Annotated in this window: 13 protein-coding genes; 6 read left to right on the top strand and 7 right to left on the bottom strand. The window is 72.4% G+C overall.

Going from position 1 to position 16,667, the window contains the following annotated elements; genetic code table 11:
* Positions 1-47 precede the first annotated feature (47 nt).
* The 4 genes from dgcA to CIW48_RS18230 form a co-directional block, all read right to left on the bottom strand.
* Positions 48-1,031: an N-acetyl-D-Glu racemase DgcA gene (dgcA, locus tag CIW48_RS18245; protein ID WP_149312031.1), complete on the bottom strand. Its 984-nt coding sequence runs from the start codon at positions 1,029-1,031 to the stop codon at positions 48-50.
* Between the two features lie 160 nt (positions 1,032-1,191).
* Entirely contained in the window at positions 1,192-2,205 is a 1,014-nt protein-coding gene (dgcN, locus tag CIW48_RS18240; RefSeq protein WP_149312030.1) for an N-acetyltransferase DgcN, read from the bottom strand.
* A 256-nt stretch (positions 2,206-2,461) separates the two neighbouring features.
* The gene (locus tag CIW48_RS18235) at positions 2,462-3,013 is read right to left on the bottom strand and encodes an N-acetyltransferase (RefSeq protein WP_091784408.1); all 552 of its coding nucleotides are present in this window, start codon (positions 3,011-3,013) and stop codon (positions 2,462-2,464) included.
* 129 nt (positions 3,014-3,142) lie between these two features.
* Positions 3,143-4,309: a type III PLP-dependent enzyme gene (locus CIW48_RS18230; RefSeq protein ID WP_149312029.1), complete on the bottom strand. Its 1,167-nt coding sequence runs from the start codon at positions 4,307-4,309 to the stop codon at positions 3,143-3,145.
* Positions 4,310-5,028: 719 nt separating this feature from the next.
* Here CIW48_RS18230 and CIW48_RS18225 point away from each other — a divergent pair.
* The 6 genes from CIW48_RS18225 to CIW48_RS18200 all read left to right on the top strand — a co-directional run bounded on the left by CIW48_RS18225 (position 5,029) and on the right by CIW48_RS18200 (position 15,283).
* Positions 5,029-5,535 (top strand): N-acetyltransferase, encoded by a 507-nt coding sequence (locus CIW48_RS18225; protein WP_149312028.1) that lies wholly within the window; start codon positions 5,029-5,031, stop codon positions 5,533-5,535.
* Between the two features lie 102 nt (positions 5,536-5,637).
* Entirely contained in the window at positions 5,638-7,080 is a 1,443-nt protein-coding gene (locus CIW48_RS18220; RefSeq protein WP_149312027.1) for a lipopolysaccharide biosynthesis protein, read from the top strand.
* Positions 7,081-7,225: 145 nt separating this feature from the next.
* On the top strand, positions 7,226-8,413 hold the full coding sequence (locus tag CIW48_RS18215; RefSeq protein ID WP_149312026.1) for an FAD-binding protein: 1,188 nt from the start codon (positions 7,226-7,228) through the stop codon (positions 8,411-8,413).
* Positions 8,414-8,561: 148 nt separating this feature from the next.
* On the top strand, positions 8,562-9,890 hold the full coding sequence (glcF, locus tag CIW48_RS18210; protein ID WP_149312025.1) for a glycolate oxidase subunit GlcF: 1,329 nt from the start codon (positions 8,562-8,564) through the stop codon (positions 9,888-9,890).
* 846 nt (positions 9,891-10,736) lie between these two features.
* Entirely contained in the window at positions 10,737-13,868 is a 3,132-nt protein-coding gene (locus CIW48_RS18205; RefSeq protein WP_149312024.1) for a ribonuclease E/G, read from the top strand.
* 170 nt (positions 13,869-14,038) lie between these two features.
* Positions 14,039-15,283 carry a methyl-accepting chemotaxis protein gene (locus CIW48_RS18200; protein ID WP_149312023.1) on the top strand — a complete coding sequence of 415 codons (1,245 nt, stop codon included), beginning with the start codon at positions 14,039-14,041 and terminating at the stop codon, positions 15,281-15,283.
* A gap of 37 nt (positions 15,284-15,320) precedes the next feature.
* Here CIW48_RS18200 and uraD read toward each other — a convergent pair whose 3' ends face one another.
* The 3 genes from uraD to CIW48_RS18185 all read right to left on the bottom strand — a co-directional run bounded on the left by uraD (position 15,321) and on the right by CIW48_RS18185 (position 16,612).
* Positions 15,321-15,830, bottom strand: a complete 510-nt coding sequence (gene uraD / locus CIW48_RS18195; RefSeq protein WP_149312022.1) for a 2-oxo-4-hydroxy-4-carboxy-5-ureidoimidazoline decarboxylase — start codon at positions 15,828-15,830, stop codon at positions 15,321-15,323.
* Positions 15,831-16,128: 298 nt separating this feature from the next.
* A complete protein-coding gene (locus tag CIW48_RS34725) occupies positions 16,129-16,428 on the bottom strand; it encodes a DUF2934 domain-containing protein (RefSeq protein WP_149312021.1) in 300 nt (99 codons plus the stop codon).
* Between the two features lie 13 nt (positions 16,429-16,441).
* Positions 16,442-16,612, bottom strand: a complete 171-nt coding sequence (locus tag CIW48_RS18185) for a DUF3606 domain-containing protein (RefSeq protein WP_091784380.1) — start codon at positions 16,610-16,612, stop codon at positions 16,442-16,444.
* Between the last annotated feature and the right edge of the window lie 55 nt (positions 16,613-16,667).

The raw sequence follows: 16,667 nt of genomic DNA, 5'->3' as shown, positions 1-16,667 counted from the left end.
ATCGACCCCGTTCCAAGCCGACCGGGAACGGCGCGAGCTTATCTGCCCTACCCCCACAGCTCCGGCGTGGGCGGGTGCATGAGGCTGCCTTCGTAGCGGAGCGGGGGGTCGCGGTCGCGGGCCAGCAGCAGCGGCCCGTCGAGATCCACGAAATCGGCCCCCTCGGCCAGAAGCGCCGCGGGTGCCATGCCGAGCGAGGTGCCGAGCATGCAGCCGACCATGACCGAGAGCCCCCGCGCCCGCGCCTCGCCGGCGAGGAGCACCGCCTCGGTCAGGCCGCCGGTCTTGTCGAGCTTGATGTTGATCGCGTCGTAGCGCCCGGCGAGCGCGTCGAGCCCGGCGCGATCGTGCAGGCTCTCGTCGGCGCAGACCGGCACCGGATGCGCGATTTCGGCGAGCAGGGAATCGGCATCGGCCGGCAATGGCTGCTCGATCAGCGCGACGCCGGCCTTCAGGCAGGCGGCGAGATTGGCCTCCACGTTTTCCGGCCGCCACGCCTCGTTGGCATCGACGATCAGCCGGGATTCGGGGGCACCTTCCCGCACGGCGGCGATGCGCTCCGGGTCCCCATCCCCGCCGAGCTTGACCTTGAGCAGCGGCCGGTGCGCCGCCTTGCGGGCGGCTTCGCCCATGCTCTCGGGTGTGCCGAGGCTCAGCGTGTAGGCGGTGATGGCCGGACGCGGCGCCGGCAAGCCGGCGATCGCCCAGGCGGGGCGGCCCTGGAGCTTCGCCTCAAGGTCGAACAGCGCGCAGTCGAGGGCGTTGCGCGCCGCGCCGGCCTTCATGCGCGCCATCAGCGCGTCCCGGCCGATCCCGGAAGCGATCGCCTCCGCCTGCCCCTCGATCAGGGCGCTGACGCTCTCGACGCTCTCGCCGTAGCGCGGATAGGGCACGCACTCGCCGCGCCCGATCCGGTCCCCGTCGGTGATCGTCGCCACCACCACGGCGATCTCCGTGCGGCTGCCGCGGGAGATCGTGAAGGCCCCCGCGATCGGGAAGCGCTCGACGGCGAGGGTCAGACGGCGGGCCATGGCGTCGGGTTTCCCGGTTGGAGCCTTCGGTCGATGCAGTCCGCGCCGTCATCGCGAGCGAAGCGACCCGGTGATGCGCGGCGCTGGAGCCCGTGGCGCTACCCTGGATCGCCTCGCTGTGCTCGCGAAGACGGTGTCGGAGCCAGCGCAGGCAACGGTATCAGATCGCCGGGAAGTCGGCGACGATCCGGTCGACCAGCCCGTCGACGCCGAAGCGCACCGGGTCGGTGGCGGGGAGGTCGTGCTCGGACGCGAGTGTCTCGAGGAGCGCCCGGGCCTCGCCCTCGGCGAGCTCCTGGGTGTTGACCGCGATGCCCACCGGCTTGATCGCCGGGTTGGTCAGGCTGCCGAGTTGCACGGTGAGGTCGATGACCTGCCGGATGGTCGGCAGGGGGTGCTTCACGCCGCGCATCGTGGTGCGGGTCGGCTCATGGCAGACCACGAAGGCGTCGGCCTGCGCGCCGTGCAGCAGGCCGAGGCTCACGCCGGCGAAGGACGGGTGGTAGAGCGAGCCCTGACCCTCGATCAGATCCCAGTGGTTCGGGGCGGCCTCCGGCGAGATCGTCTCGACGGCCCCGGAGATGAAGTCGGCCACGACGGCGTCGATGGCGACGCCCTTGCCGGAGATGAATACGCCGGTCTGGCCGGTGGCGCAGAAATCCGCGTCGAGGCCGCGCTCGCGCATGCCGCGCTCCAGGGCCAGCACGGTGTACTTCTTGCCGACCGAGCAATCGGTCCCGACGGTGAGCAGGCGCCGCCCCGCCCGCTTGGTACCCTTGCCCGTGGGGAAGCGCTCGTCGGTGTGGCGGACGTCGTGGAGCTGGCGGCCGCGCCGGGCGGCGGCCTCCGCGATGGCCGGCACCGCGCCGAGCTTGACGTGCAGGCCGCTCGCCACGTCGAGACCCGCCTCGATCGCCGCGACGATCTCCTTGACCCAATGGTCCGGCAGCACGCCGCCGGCGTTGACGACGCCGATCACCAGGGTCCGGCAGCCCTTCGCCAGGGCCTCGGGCAGGGTCATGTCGGGGATGCCGAGATCGGCGGCACAGCCCGGCAGGCGCATCTGGCCGACGCACCATTCGGGGCGCCAGTCCTTGATCCCGTAGGCGGTCTTGGCCGCCAGCGTGTCGGGCACGTCGCCCAGGAACATCAGGTAGGGCGTGGCGATCTGCATCGGTCGAACAACCTTCTCCGGAGGCCGGCGCCCCGTCTATGCGGGATCGCGGGCGCCCGGCGCAATGCATGAGGCCGGCCAGGGCCGTGGACGCGGCCGCAGCCCCGACATGCCAGGCTTGCACGCCGTCATCGCGAGCGCAGCGAAGCGACCCAGGGATTCGCTACGGTCAGAGATCGCGCGCTGCCCTGGGTTGCTTCGCTGCGCTCGCAAAGACGAGCCGCCGCCTCAACCCGGCGACCCATGACACCCCCGCTCAGGCGGCGCGTCGTCGCGCGACCTGGGCCTCGTTCGCCACCGCCTCGACCGGCGACAGCACGCCGGTCGCCCGGACCAGCCCCTCGGCCCCCGCCAGCGCGCCCGCGCGCAGTTCCAGCCCGAGGAAGCGCGCGCGCTCGAACGGGCCCGGCAGGGTCAGGCCCTCCGCGAGCGCCCGGTCGAAGCCGAAGCGGGCATAGTAGGGCGCGTCGCCGACCAGCAGCACGGCGCCGTGGCCGAGCGATTCGGCCCGGCCGAGAGCGGCCTGCATCATCACGGAGCCGAGCCCCTGGCCCTGGATCGCCGGATCGACGGCGAGCGGGCCGAGCAGCAGCGCCGGCCGGGCGAGCCCGGCCTCGACGTGCCACAGCCGCAGGGTGCCGACGAGGCGCCCGGCGCGCATCGCCGCGAAGGCGAGGCCGCGGGCCGGCAGACGGCCCTCGCGCAGGCGCTCCGAGGTCTTGGCGCGTCGGTTGCCCGGAAAGCACGCGTCGAGCAGGCGCTCGCGCGCCGGGACGTCGTGGCAATGCTCCGCGCGGATCTCGATCATGGCTGTGCCCTCCCCGGGCCGGAAAGCGGGAGAAGCGACGGTGTGACGGACGGCCGAGCGCCTTCCGTCAGTGCGGCAGCGGGAGATCAGTCCCAGCAGCCGAGGGCTGCCGGGATCTTCTGCAGCAGATCAGATGACGATCTGCTGAAGGGGCGGGAAGCCGTTGAAGGCCACCGCCGCGTAGGTCGTGGTGTAGGCGCCCGCGCCCTCGATCAGCACCTTGTCGCCGATCGAGAGCGAGACCGGCAGCGGATAGAGCTGCCGCTCGTAGAGCACGTCCACCGAGTCGCAGGTCGGACCGGCGATGACGCAGGGCTCGGTCGCGTCCCCGTCCCGCGCGGTGCGGATCGGGTAGCGGATCGCCTCGTCCATGGTCTCGGCCAGGCCGCCGAACTTGCCGATGTCGAGATAGACCCATCGGACCTCGTCGGCTTCGGCGGACTTCTTCGAGACCAGCACGACCTCGGCCTCGATCAGGCCGGCATTGCCGACCATGCCGCGGCCCGGCTCGATGATCGTTTCGGGGATCTGGTTGCCGAAATGCTTGGTCAGGCCGCGGAAGATCGCCTCGCCGTAGCTCTCCACGCCCGGAACCGCCTTGAGGTACTTGGTCGGGAAGCCGCCGCCGAGATTGACCATCGACAGGCCGATGCCGCGCTCCGCGCACTCGCGGAAGATCGCCGCCGCCGAGCCGAGCGCCCCGTCCCAGGCCTCGGTGTTGCCCTGCTGCGAGCCGACGTGGAACGAGATCCCGTAGGCCTCGAGCCCCTGGCGATGGGCGTGCTCCAGCACGTCCGCGGCCATCTCGGGCACGCAGCCGAACTTGCGGGAGAGCGGCCAGTCGGCGCCCGCGCCGTCGCACAGGATGCGGCAGAACACCCGGATCTCGCGGGTCGGCACGTCCGTGGCCTCGGCGGCCCGGGCGATCTTCTCCACCTCGGCCTGGCAGTCGACCGCGAACAGGCGGATGCCGAGCTTCAGGGCGCGGCCGATGCAGCGCTCCTTCTTGATGGTGTTGCCGTAGGAGATCCGGTCGGCGGTGGCGCCGGCGGCCAGCACCATCTCCATCTCGGCGACCGAGGCGGTGTCGAAGCAGGAGCCCATCTCGGCGAGCAGGCGCAGCACCTCGGGGGCCGGGTTCGCCTTCACGGCATAGAACACTCGGGTGTCCGGCAGGGACCGCGCGAAGGCGGTGTAGTTGTCGCGCACGACGTCGAGATCGAGGACCATCACGGGGCCCTCGTCCTGACCGAGGTCGCGGCGCACGCGCAGGAAGTCACGGATGCGGTCGGTCATGGTCGTCTCCCGGCACGGGTTCGCGAGCGCCCTTACGCGGGGCGCGCTGTCGAAGATGACGGCCAGGACCGGCCGCCGGCGTCAGGGGGCGATGCGTCGCGCGGACCCACGCGCTTTGGAGACGCGTGCATCAGTGCGGGCGCAGAGCACCCGGAAGCTGCCGTGGATTGGAAGGGAGGACCCCCACCGCACGCCGGGCAAAGAGAAACAAGCCTCTTCGGTGCCGGCCTGTGGAGGGCCGACGAGACCAAAAAAGCCCGTTCGTCGTTGCTTTAAGCTGCGTCCCCCGTGGAGAGCGGGGTTCGCCGGTTTCGCCTCCGGCTGCCGGTTGTTGTCGGGGTCCGGTGTTGCCACCTGGATGCCGGCCGTAGGGATCCACCCTTGCGACCATCGATCCTTTAAGACCCCTGGCGGCTGTCCGGCAGTTGACCGGATGCCCACCAACCGACACGCGGCCACAGGCACGTGCGAAATTGGGCACGGCGCATATACGGAGACGAGCCTCGCGCGGCAAGGGGAAGAGGCTCCGCAACGCCCGCTTTTCCGCCCGGAATTCACACCCTTCGCGGCCCGTTGCAAAAACGCCGCATCTCGCTGGCGCCGATCCGGCCGTCCGGACTTCCCAAGTGGGGCGGAAGCGGGCATCTGACCGGTCGGGCAGAAGACGCAGGCGAGCACAAGATGGCCGGGCCGATCAGATCCTCCGCGACGGCGCGGGCGTGAGCGCGCCCCTGCGCAATCCGGTCGGCGACGGGTGCCCCGAGCCGAGGATCCGCACCGCCACGCTCGCCGATCTCGACGCCCTGGTCGCCCTGGAGCACGCCGCCTTCGCCACCGACCGGGCCGAGCGCCGGGCGATCCGCCACGCGATCCTGTCGCCCACCATGGACGTGCTGGCGGCGCTGATCGACGCGCCGGACGGGGATCCGACCCCGGTCCTGGTCGGTGCCGCAGTGCTGGAGCGGCGGCGCAGCAGCCGGATCGCCCGCCTGGCCTCGATCGCGGTGGCGCCGAACCGCGGCGGCCTCGGCCTCGGCGGCCGGCTCCTGGACGCCGCGGAGGCCCGCGCCCGCGCCCAGGGTTGCGATCGGCTCCGGCTGGAGGTGCGCGCCGATAACGGCGCCGGCATCCGCCTCTACCAGCGCCGGGGCTATACCCGCTTCGCGGTGCGGCCCGATTATTACGAGGACGGGATGGAGGCTTGGCGCTACGAGCGGGCTTTGTGAGGCTGTCCGCCCTGATCCCGGCCGGTTAGGAGAGTTTTACGGCTCCCGCGCTACAGCGCGCGGGATGACCTGAGAGATCCCGCAGCTCATGAGACGCCGTCCATGGCCGTGATCGTCGCCTTCGTCTTCAATGCGGGGCTCAACTTCGTCCTCGGCCTGCTGATCGCCAAGCTGCTGGGGCCGGCCGATTTCGGCCGGTTCGCCTTCGCGACCACCGGCGCCATCGTGCTGAACACGGTGCTGTTCGAGTGGCTGCGCCTGTCGGCGACGCGGTTCTACTCGGGACGCGTGCGCGTCGACGAGCCCTGGATCCGCCACGGGCTCGACCGGGCCTATCTGCGCATCGGCCTGCTGCTGCTCGCCGCCGCCGCCCTGTGCGGCGCCTTCGGCTTTGCCGGCGGCGCCGACGGGCGCGAGGCGGTTCTGTGCGGCACCGGCCTCGCGGCGCTGGGGATCGGCGTGTTCGACTACCACGCGGCCCTCGCCCGGGCGCGGTTCGACGGCAAGCTCTATCTCGGCCTCGTCGCGGTGAAGAACGTCCTGTCCTTCGCCCTGATGGCGGGCGCGGCCTGGTGGCTGCCCCAGCCGGCCTGGGTCCTGGCGGCCGCCGGGCTCAGCCAGCTCCTGGCGGTGCTGCTGCTGCGCCACCCTCTGCGCGATCCGCGCACGCCCTTCGAGCGACCGCGCCTGTCGGCGACCTGGCGGGTCTTCGCGCGCTACGGCCTGCCGCTCATCGCCGCCAACACCGCCTATCAATGCCTCGCCTTCTTCAACCGCGGCGCCATTGCGGGCCATGCCGGCTTCGCCGAGGCCGGGTATTTCGCCCTGGCCGCCGACGTCACCGGGCGCGCGCTGATGACGCTGGGCACCGCCCTCGACCTGCTGCTGTTCCAGCTCGCCGTGCAGGCCGAGGAGCAGAGCGGCCGCACCGCCGCCGAGGCGCAGGTCGCAGCCAATGCCGGCACCGTGTTCGCCCTGCTGGCCCCCTGCGCGGTCGGCTTCTGGGCCGTGCTGCCGGCGCTCCAGGGGCTGGTTGTGCCGGATGCCTATCGCGGGCCGTTCGAGACCTACAGCATCGTGCTGATGCCGGGCCTGTTCTGCCTGTCGATGATGTTCTACGCCCTCAATCCGGTCTTCCAGATCCGCCGCCGGACCTTGCCGGTGGTCGCCGCCGCCCTGGTCGGTCTGGCGGTGAACGGCGCCGGACTGCTGGTCCTGCCGGATCGGATGGGCGGGATCGGCGTCGCGCTGGCGCAGAGTGCGGGTCTCGCGGCCGCCGGTTTGTGGCTCGGCTGGCGCGCGCTCACCGGCCCGGAGCGCATCGCGCTGCCCTGGGGGGAGATCGGGGTGGCGGCCCTCGCCTGCGCGGCGATGGGCCTGGCCCTCGCCCCCTTCCGGCACCTGCCGCCCGCCCTGGCGCTGGCCATCCTGGTTCCGGCCGGGATGGGCCTCTACGGGGCGCTGGTCTGGCTCTTCGACATCGCCGGCCTGCGCCGCGAGGTCCTGGCACGTCTGCGTCCGGGCCGGACGGCGCCGGCGGAATAGGCTCACGGCGCGCGGGCGCCGCAAAGCGGCGACGCAGTGGAAACCCGGCCGCTGAAACCCCGCGACTCCACCTGCGCTTGAATCCGCCGCCGGATCCGGCGACACCCGTCCTGGAATGGATACAAACAGGACCGGGACGGAAACGATGGGCGTCTACGAGCCCGGCACCGAGGCGGAGGCCGGGGAGATCGTGCGGGCGGCCGCCGGGCGCGGCGAGCGCCTGCGGCTCGCCGGCGGCGGCACAGCCGCGGGGCTCGGCCGGCCCGCGCAGGACAACGCGACACTCTCCGCGAAGGCGCTCACCGGGGTCACGCTCTACGAGCCCGCCGAGATGGTGGTGGGGGCCCGGGCCGGGACGCCGCTCTCCGAGGTCGAGGCGCTGCTCGCCACCCGGGGCCAGATGCTCCCCTTCGAGCCGATGGACCTGCGCGGCCTCTACGGCAGCGCCGGCGAACCGACCCTGGGGGCCGTGGCGGCGATCAACAATGCCGGGCCCCGGCGGATCAATGCCGGGGCGGCCCGCGACAGCCTGATCGGCGTGCGCTTCGTCAACGGACGGGGCGAGGCGATCAAGTCGGGCGGCCGGGTGATGAAGAACGTCACCGGGCTCGACCTCGTGAAGCTGATGGCCGGCGCCCACGGCACGCTGGGCCTGCTGACGGAGGTCACCTTCAAGGTGCTGCCGGCCTGCGAGCGCGTGGCGACCCTGATCTTCCCCGGCCTGGACGATGCCCGGGCGGTGACGGCCCTGTCGGAGGCCCTCGGCTCGCCCTTCGAACTCACGGGCGCCGCGCATCTGCCGGCGGGGATCGGCGGCCCGGAGGCGCGGACCCTGATGCGCCTCGAAGGCTTCTCCGACTCCATCGCATACCGCACGGGCGAGCTGCGCCGCCTGCTCAAGCGCTACGGCCAGCCTGAGATCGTGGACGGCGAGGACGGCGCCGCCCTCTGGCGGTCCGTGCGCGACGCCGCGCGCCTGGCCGAGCCCCGGGAGTCCGCCCTCTGGCGGATCTCCACCGCGCCGACCCACGGGCCGGCCCTGGCGGCGGCGGTCGCGGCGGAGCGCGACGCCCGCTGGTTCTTCGACTGGGGCGGCGGCTTGATCTGGCTCGCCACCGCCTCGGCGGGCGATGCCGGCGCCGGGACGGTGCGCCGGGCGGTGGAGGCGCAGGGCGGCCACGCCACGTTGGTCCGTGCGCCCGACGCCGTGCGTGCGGCCGTGCCGGTGTTCCAGCCGCTGGCCGAGCCGCTGATGCGGCTCACCGCCGGCATCAAGGCGGCGCACGATCCCGCCGGGGTGCTCAACCCGGGCCGGATGTACGCGCAGCTGTGAGGTTCGTCCCCTCTCCCGTGTGGGGAGGGGCCAGAGGTGGGGGCGCTGCAGAAGGCAACGCGGCGCTCGATCCGAGCCGCCCCCATGGGGGATCTGCGATCCCCAAACGCCTCCCCGCTCGGGGGAGGCGAGCAGGCAGGAAGAGACCGTGCAGACCAACTTCGCCCCCGCCCAGCTCGCCGATCCCGCCATGGCGGCCTCGGAAAAGATCCTGCGGACCTGCGTGCATTGCGGCTTCTGCACGGCGACCTGTCCGACCTACCTGCTGCTGGGCGACGAACTCGATTCCCCGCGGGGCCGGATCTACCTGATCAAGGACATGCTGGAGGGCGGCAAGCCGGCCTCGCCGGAGGTGGTCAAGCATGTCGACCGCTGCCTCTCCTGCCTGTCCTGCATGACGACCTGCCCGTCGGGGGTGCATTACATGCACCTCGTCGACCATGCCCGGGCCCATATCGAGGCGACCTACGCGCGGCCGGCCGGCGACCGGTTCCTGCGCGCCGTGCTCGCCCAGGTCCTGCCTTACCCGAACCGCTTCCGCCTGGCGCTCACCGCCGCCAAGCTCGGCGCGCCGTTCCGGGGGCTGGTGGCGCGGCTGCCGCGGGTCGGCAACCGCCTCGCCGCCATGCTCGACCTCGCCCCCGCCGGGATGCCGCCCCGCGAGCCGACCAACCGGCCGGGCCGGTTCCCGCCGGCCGGCGGACAGGCCGTCAAGCGCGTCGCCCTGCTGCGCGGCTGCGCCCAGAGCGTGCTGCGGCCGGACTTCAACGCCGCCGCGATCCGGCTGCTCAACCGGCACGGCATCGAGGTGGTCCACGCCGCGGAGGGCTGCTGCGGGGCGCTGACCCACCACATGGGCAAGGAGGATTCCGCCCATGCCCACGCCAAGCAGACGATCGACGCCTGGGATGCGGAGATCGCCAAGGGCCTCGACGCGATCCTGGTCACGGCCTCGGGCTGCGGCACGACCATCAAGGATTACGGCTTCATGTTCCGCGACGACCCAGCCTATGCCGCGAAGGCGCAGCGGGTCTCGAGCCTGGCCAAGGACGTCACCGAGTACGTCGCCCAGCTCGACCTCGCGGCGACCGCGGAGAGCGACCTCGTGGTGGCCTACCACTCGGCCTGCTCGATGCAGCACGGCCAGGGCATCCGCACCGAGCCGAAGACGCTGCTCAAGCGCGCGGGCTTCACCGTGAAGGACGTGCCCGAGGGCCATATCTGCTGCGGCTCGGCGGGGACCTACAACATCCTGCAGCCGGAACTGGCGCTGAAGCTGCGCGCCCGGAAGGTCGCCAATATCGAGCGCGTGCGCCCCGACGTGATCGCCACCGGCAATATCGGCTGCGCGACGCAGATCGGGAAGGGCACCGGCATCCCGATCGTCCACACGGTCGAGCTGCTCGACTGGGCGACCGGCGGCCCGAAACCCGCGGCGCTCGCCGGGGTGGCGCCGCGGCTGGAGGCGGCGGAGTGACGGATGCCGTCGCTTGAGCGCCGGCCACGAACACGCACGATCCACGACCGCGTCCTCCGGACAGGAGGACCGGGTGATCCCGGCCGCCCCCTCATTCTGAGGTGCCCGCGTCAGCGGGCCTCGATAGGAGGGCTCCAGGGATCGCGCGACCGGCCGGAGGGCTCCTGCGAGGCCTGCGCTGCGCTCCCGCACCTCAGGACGAAGGCGTGGATCGGACAGCCGATCCGAACCTGCCCGGCATGGAATCGCTTCGTTCGGCGCAAAAGGACCGCACCGCGACCGCGCGCCGTGACAGCCCCGTGACATCTATTCGCGCTTGACCCTTGCCAAATCCGCGCGGCCGTCTGTAATGATGAGGACCCTCTCCGGTCCCGCCGGTCGCCGCAACGGCCCGCGGACGCGACCGAATTCCTTGCGAAAACGGTCGCGGTGTCGCGGTGGGCCCAGTCGGTCCGCTTGGCGGCGACGGGTGTCGCCCGCGATCGGGCAGGTGTCGCACGACGCGGCGGAGCTTCTCCGCCGCACCCCAGAATTCACGGCCGGTCCCCATCCGGCCGAGATTGTTTCGCGAGGTCGGGACCACGATGGACGGACGCACGGCCCAGCATAGAGCTGCGCGTGCCCCGGAGGCGCAAGAGGCGCGTCGCACCGGTCCGTCCCTCCTCCCGGCCTGTTTCAACCCCAGGCGCCCAGGGCGCCGAACGGCGGTTGACGGCAATTTCCCCTCGAACCCATCCGCCTCGGCGACGAGGCCGGCACCCCACCCGACAGGTTTGACGTCGGGCGAGGCGCCGCCGGGACCACGGGCACGGAGAACGACGTCGGCCGCCATGCCGAGAGTCCGACATGGCCAACAAAATGCTGATCGACGCGATGCACCCGGAGGAGACCCGGGTCGTCACGGTCCACGGGTCTAGGGTCGAGGAGTTCGACTTCGAGGCCGCCAACCGGCGTCAGCTGCGTGGCAACATCTATCTCGCCAAGGTCACCCGCGTGGAGCCGTCGCTCCAGGCGGCGTTCGTCGAGTATGGCGGCAACCGCCACGGCTTCCTGGCCTTCAACGAGATCCACCCCGACTATTACCAGATCCCGCTCGCCGACCGGCAGGCGCTCCTCGAGGAGGAGGCCCGCGACGCCGAGGAGCACCGCGAGCGCGAGGAGCGCCGCCGCCGGTCGCCGCGCCGCTCCCGCGGCCGCCGCGCCGAGGCCCGGGCCCGCGGCGCCGACGAGACCGTGAGCGCCGAGGACGGGCACGAGGTGTCCCGAAGCGAAGATCTGGCCGAGGATCACGCCGAGATCCGGACGGAAGCGGGGATCGACCCGGCCGTTGAGCCCGATACCCTCGCCGAGAACCCGGAGGCCGTGCGGGAGGCCCTCGCCTCCGAGACCGCCGCCGGCGACATCCCCGCTTTCCATGACGAGCCGGCACAGGCCGCCGAGCGCGCGGCCGAAGCGCCGTTCGAGGCCGCCCCCGCCGAGGGGCAGGCGGCCGACAGGGGCGCACCGGTGGCCGACCAGCCCGTCGCCTCCGAGGAGGACGCCACCGATCAGGACGCCCCGGTCGAGCCCGAGGCCCGCATCGCCGTGGCGGAGGCGCTGACCGTCGCCGACGCGCCGGCCGAGCCCTTCGCGGAAGAGACCGCCGAGCCGGTCGACGACGACGAGGCGGATGAGGCGTCCGACGAGGACGACGAGGAGTCCGACGACGACGAGGATGAGGACGAGTCGGAGGACGACGAGGACGAGTCCGACGAGGATGAGGATGAGGATGAGTCGGACGAGGATTCCGACGACCCCGACGCCGAGCCCAAGATCGCCCAGGTTGGCGGCAACGGCGACGCGCTGGCCGAGATTCCCGAGCGGCCCCGCCACTACCGCCGCCAGTACAAGATCCAGGAGGTGATCAAGCGCCGCCAGATCATCCTGGTGCAGGTCGTCAAGGAGGAGCGCGGCACGAAGGGCGCGGCGCTCACCACCTACCTGTCGCTGGCCGGCCGCTACTCGGTGCTGATGCCCAACACCGGCCGGGGCGGCGGCATCTCCCGCAAGATCACCTCGGCGGCCGACCGCAAGCGCCTCAAGGAAGTCGTGCAGGACCTGGAGGTGCCCGAGGGGATGGGCGTCATCCTGCGCACCGCCGGCGCCTCGCGCTCCAAGCCCGAGATCGCCCGCGACTTCGAGTACCTGATGCGGCTCTGGGAATCGGTCCGCGAGCTGACGCTGACCTCGATGGCCCCCGCGCTGGTCTACGAGGAGGGCTCGCTGATCAAGCGCGCCATCCGCGACCTCTACAACAAGGATCTGGACGAGGTTCTGGTCGCCGGCGAGGACGCCTACCGCGAGGCCAAGGACTTCATGCGGATGCTGATGCCCGGCCAGTCCAAGGTCGTGAAGCCCTACCGCGACCCGACACCGATCTTCGCCCGTTTCGGGGTCGAGCAGCAGCTCGACGCGATGTTCTCCAGCCACGTCTCGCTGAAGTCCGGCGGCTACCTCGTGATCAACCCGACCGAGGCCCTGGTTTCGATCGACGTGAATTCCGGCCGCGCCACCCGCGAGCACGATATCGAGGACACCGCCCTCAAGACGAACCTGGAGGCCGCCGAGGAGGTCGCCCGCCAGCTGCGCCTGCGCGACCTCGCGGGCCTGATCGTCATCGACTTCATCGACATGGAGGAGAAGCGCAACAACCGCGCCGTCGAGAAGAAGCTCAACGAGTGCCTGAAGAACGACCGCGCCCGCATCCAGGTCGGCCGGATCTCGCCCTTCGGCCTGATGGAGATGAGCCGCCAGCGCATCCGCACCGGCGTGCTCGAATCCTCCTCGATCCCCTGCGCCCATTGCGGCGGCTCCGGCTTCGTGCGCGCCACCGCGTCGGTGGCCCTGCACATCCTGCGCTCCATCGAGGAGGCGCTTCTCAAGTCGGCCTCCCACAACCTCGTCCTGCGCACCCGCACCGAGGTCGCCCTCTACATCCTCAACCAGAAGCGCGGGCACCTGCGCGAGCTGGAGCTGCGCTTCGGCGTGACGATCACGATCGCGGCCGACGAGCGGCTGGCCGCCACCGCCGCGTTCCAGCTCGACCGCGGCGAGCCGGCCCAGCGGGCGGAGGGTCCGGTGACGGGCGTGCGTGCCCAGGCGATCTCGCCGACCACCGAGTTCGAGGACGAGGACGAGGAGGCCGACGAGGCCGAGGCCGAGACGGAATCCGAGGGCGAGGCCGACGAGGGCCGCGCCGAGGCCCGCGAGGACGGGTCGCGCGAGGACGGCGACGGCCGCCGCCGCCGCCGCCGCCGTCGCCGCCGGGGCGGCCGTCAGGAGGGCCGTTCCGAGGATGGCCGCTCCGAGGAGGAGCGCGGCGACGACGAGCGCCAGGAAGACGGCCAGGACGACGGTCAGGACGACGGCCGGGACAGCTCGGACGAGACCGGCCGGGGCGAGGCGTGGGACGGCGAGCAGCCGGCCGGGACCGAGGCACCGGTCGAGGCCGTCGCGGCGGAAGCCGGGGAAGCCGACGAGACAGTGGCGGGTGCCGACGAGGCGTCCCGCACCGAGGATGAGGGCGGGCGCCGCCGTCGTCGCGGACGCCGGGGTGGGCGTGGACGCAGCGAGGGCCGGTCGCGCGACGGCGCCGAGAAGGACGAGGCGCCCGAGGCGGCGGGCGATGGCGTCGCCCTCTCGGCGGAGGAGCCGGTGAGCGCTCAGGCGGTGGCCGAGGCGGTCGATGCGGCCGAGGCCGCCCCGGTCTCGGGCGGCACCGAGACGGCGGTGGACCTGCCGGTGGCCCCGGCCGAGACCCCGGCGCCGGACGATCGGGAGAGCGAAGGCGCGCAGGCTTCCGCCGCGCCGCCCGAGGCTGCGCCCGCCGAACCGGTCCCCGAGCCCGTGGCGATCGTGCTGACGCCGCCCACCGATCCGGACCGGCCGAAGCGCGCGGGCTGGTGGTCGCGCACCAAGGCGGCTCTGACCGGAGAATGAAGCATTGCGCCCCCCGATAGTGCGCTATCCGGGGGCGCAACTTCCCGCAGAAGTCGCGCTGCACCGCACCAATGCGGTGCAACAGTCGTCGAGCGACTAGTCTATCCTTCACCTTTGGTTGAAGGTTCTGTGTGACCATGCCGGCCGATTAAGATGTCGGAGAGGCCCGCATGTTCAGTTTGCGCCGGCAGCGTCAGACCCCTGACGCGCTTGCAATCCCGGTGTCGGCGACCGCGCCCGTTGAGGCGGCGGTGGCGGTGCCAGTCGCTCCGGCGCCGAATCCCGCCGCAGAGCCGGCCTTCGATCGGGAGTGGCTGTCCCTCCTGGCGCGCCTGTCCGCCTCGGCGTCCGATGCCGGCACCTCGATCGGCTGGATGACCCACGACGCCTCCGGGACCGCCGAGCAGGCCCGTCTCATCGCGGCGGCCAGCGAGGAACTCGCGGCGACCACGGGTGAGATCGCCGCCCGCTCCTCCTCGGCGGCCGAGACCGCCGAGACGGCCCGGGCCGGCATCGCCACCTGCGTGGGCGACCTCCACCGCGCCACCGCCGGGATGCGCGGCATCGAGGAGGGCACCGAGGAAATCGGAAGCCGGCTCGACAGCTTCTCGACCGCCGCCCTGCGCATCGAGGAGATGGCCGGCACCATCGCGGCGATCTCGGCCCAGACCAACCTGCTGGCGCTCAATGCCACGATCGAGGCGGCGCGGGCCGGCGAGGCCGGACGCGGCTTCGCGGTGGTCGCCGCCGAGGTGAAGACGCTCTCGGCGCAGACCGCCAAGGCGACCGACGAGATCCGGGCCCGGGTCAGCGGCCTGCGCGAGGAGATGGCGGCGATGCAGGCCGCGGTGACGCGCAGCCGCGGCGCGGTCGAGGCGGGCGCGGCCGCGATGGTGCGGGCCAATGCCCGCGTCGAGGCGGAAAGCGGCGCCGTGGCGAATGTCGCGGCGCAGATGCGCGAGGCCTCGGAGATCCTCGGCCAGCAGATGCAGGCCACCGGCGACATCGCCCAGAATGTCAGCCGCATCGCGGAAGGCACCGACAAGGCGCGCCGGGAGATCGGCGACGCCCTCGCGCAGCTCGGACGGATCGAGGATCTCGGCCGCACCCTACTCGACCGTCAGGCCGGCGCCTCGGCGGATGAGCGGGTGATCCGCCTGTCGGCGGATTGCGCCGCCTGGCGCCGCGCCATCGCGGCGACCCTGGTCGGCATGCGGTCCACGGACACGCCGCCAGAGGGGATTCCCGCCGACGCGACGCGGCCGGCCGCCATCGAGAAGCCCCTGACCCAGGCCCGCGAACAGGCGGCGGCCCTGGTCCGCCACGTGCGCAGCCAGGCCTGGGATTCGGCGACCACGGCGTTCGTCGCCTTCGAGGCGGCTGTGAAGGAAGCCCGGGCGGCGATCGAGGCCTGAGGCCCGGCCGGCTCCGGCAAAGCCGCGCGGCGCCGTCTCACGGCGTGATCAGGCGCTCCAGGCGCATCCGGGTGATCTGGGCGACCTCGTCCAGCGCGGTCGCCTCCTCGGCATCCGGATCCTGTCCGAGCCGGGCCTCGAAGACGGACCGGATCTCGGCCCGTCCCCGGCCTCGCACCGCGATGATGAAGGGGAAGCCGAAGCGCGCGCGATAGGCGGCGTTCAGGCGGTCGAACACCGCGGCGTCGGCCGCCTCCATGCGGTCGAGGCCGGCGCTTCCCTGCTCGCTCGCCGAATCCGCGGTGAGAATTCGGGCGCGTGCCTCCGGCCCGGCGAGCTCCGGGTGACCGTTGAAGAAGGCGCGGCGGGTCTCGGCGGGCGCGGCGCGCAGCACCGCCATCATCGCGGCGTGCAGATCCGCGATCCCCGTGAAGGGGCGCCGGGCCCAGGCGGCCCGTGCCACCCAGGGCGCGTGCTCGAAGACGGGGCCGAGGAGCGCTTCGAAGGCCGGCGCGTCCATGCGGTTGAGGGTGGCGAGATCGGTCATGGACTCAGCGGCTCCGACGGCAGGCCGGCCTGCGAAGCCGTAGGCCTTACACCAAGGGCGGGCTCGTCGGCCCCGCAGAGCCAGCAACCCGTGTGCCATCCGGGCTTGGAGGGCTGCCGAACGCGGGTTCCTGCCGCACGGCGCCGCGCCTGAGCGCCGGGCGAAGCCTTCACGGAACGCTCGCGGCCGGGGATCCGTCATAGTGCGCGGGCGGCACCAGGGGCCGACGGCGTGCCGGGACGAGCCGTGCGCACGCCCCATCGGGCAGCGTCAGGATGCGCGCTCCGACCGGACCTCGTCAGGTCGGCTGCGCATCGGATCTCGGGGCTGTCGGTGCCTCGCCGCCCTTCCGGCGATCGCGCTCCTTGCGCAGTTCCCGCTCGGCCAGAAGCCAGAACTCGATCTCGAAGCCCTCGGGCCGGTGGTTGCGCTCCCAGAGTTCGTAGGCCCGCTCGCGGATCTGCTCGAACGTGATGGCATCGGGCGACGGGGCCGGAGGCTGAGGCGCAGCCTCGTCGGGACCGGTCGCGGGTTCGGGCAGCGTCGTCCCCGCCGCCGGAAGATCCGGAGGCGCACGGAAATCAGGGGGCACGTCCATGACGCGGCCGATCTCAGGAGGCCGGCTTGTCGAGATAGGCGGCCACGCTCGTGATCCGGCTCCCGACCATGGTCACCGCCTTGCGCAGCCTCTCCTCGCTGACGCCGAAACGCTGCGCCCATTCCTCGCGGGTGGGACGGTCGTAGATGTCGATATGCGTCTTGCCCCTGAATTCGGTGGACATGCTGTGCCCGCTCCGGTTCGCCGTGAGCCGCGGCCATACCGGGCTCTTCGAAGGG

This window comes from Methylobacterium sp. P1-11, from assembly GCF_008329595.1.
In the GTDB taxonomy this organism is placed as follows: domain Bacteria; phylum Pseudomonadota; class Alphaproteobacteria; order Rhizobiales; family Beijerinckiaceae; genus Methylobacterium.
This window is presented reverse-complemented; position numbering and strand designations above follow the sequence as displayed.

Bases quoted from the DNA above. Each gene is read 5' to 3' on its own strand.
- CIW48_RS18235 (WP_091784408.1), bottom strand. From the start codon at position 3,013: ATGATCGAGATCCGCGCGGAGCATTGCCACGACGTCCCGGCGCGCGAG.
- CIW48_RS18185 (WP_091784380.1), bottom strand. From the start codon at position 16,612: ATGTCCACCGAATTCAGGGGCAAGACGCATATCGACATCTACGACCGT.
- CIW48_RS18205 (WP_149312024.1), top strand. From the start codon at position 10,737: ATGGCCAACAAAATGCTGATCGACGCGATGCACCCGGAGGAGACCCGG.
- uraD (WP_149312022.1), bottom strand. From the start codon at position 15,830: ATGACCGATCTCGCCACCCTCAACCGCATGGACGCGCCGGCCTTCGAA.
- CIW48_RS34725 (WP_149312021.1), bottom strand. From the start codon at position 16,428: ATGGACGTGCCCCCTGATTTCCGTGCGCCTCCGGATCTTCCGGCGGCG.
- dgcN (WP_149312030.1), bottom strand. From the start codon at position 2,205: ATGCAGATCGCCACGCCCTACCTGATGTTCCTGGGCGACGTGCCCGAC.
- CIW48_RS18215 (WP_149312026.1), top strand. From the start codon at position 7,226: ATGGGCGTCTACGAGCCCGGCACCGAGGCGGAGGCCGGGGAGATCGTG.
- CIW48_RS18230 (WP_149312029.1), bottom strand. From the start codon at position 4,309: ATGACCGACCGCATCCGTGACTTCCTGCGCGTGCGCCGCGACCTCGGT.
- CIW48_RS18200 (WP_149312023.1), top strand. From the start codon at position 14,039: ATGTTCAGTTTGCGCCGGCAGCGTCAGACCCCTGACGCGCTTGCAATC.
- CIW48_RS18220 (WP_149312027.1), top strand. From the start codon at position 5,638: ATGGCCGTGATCGTCGCCTTCGTCTTCAATGCGGGGCTCAACTTCGTC.
- dgcA (WP_149312031.1), bottom strand. From the start codon at position 1,031: ATGGCCCGCCGTCTGACCCTCGCCGTCGAGCGCTTCCCGATCGCGGGG.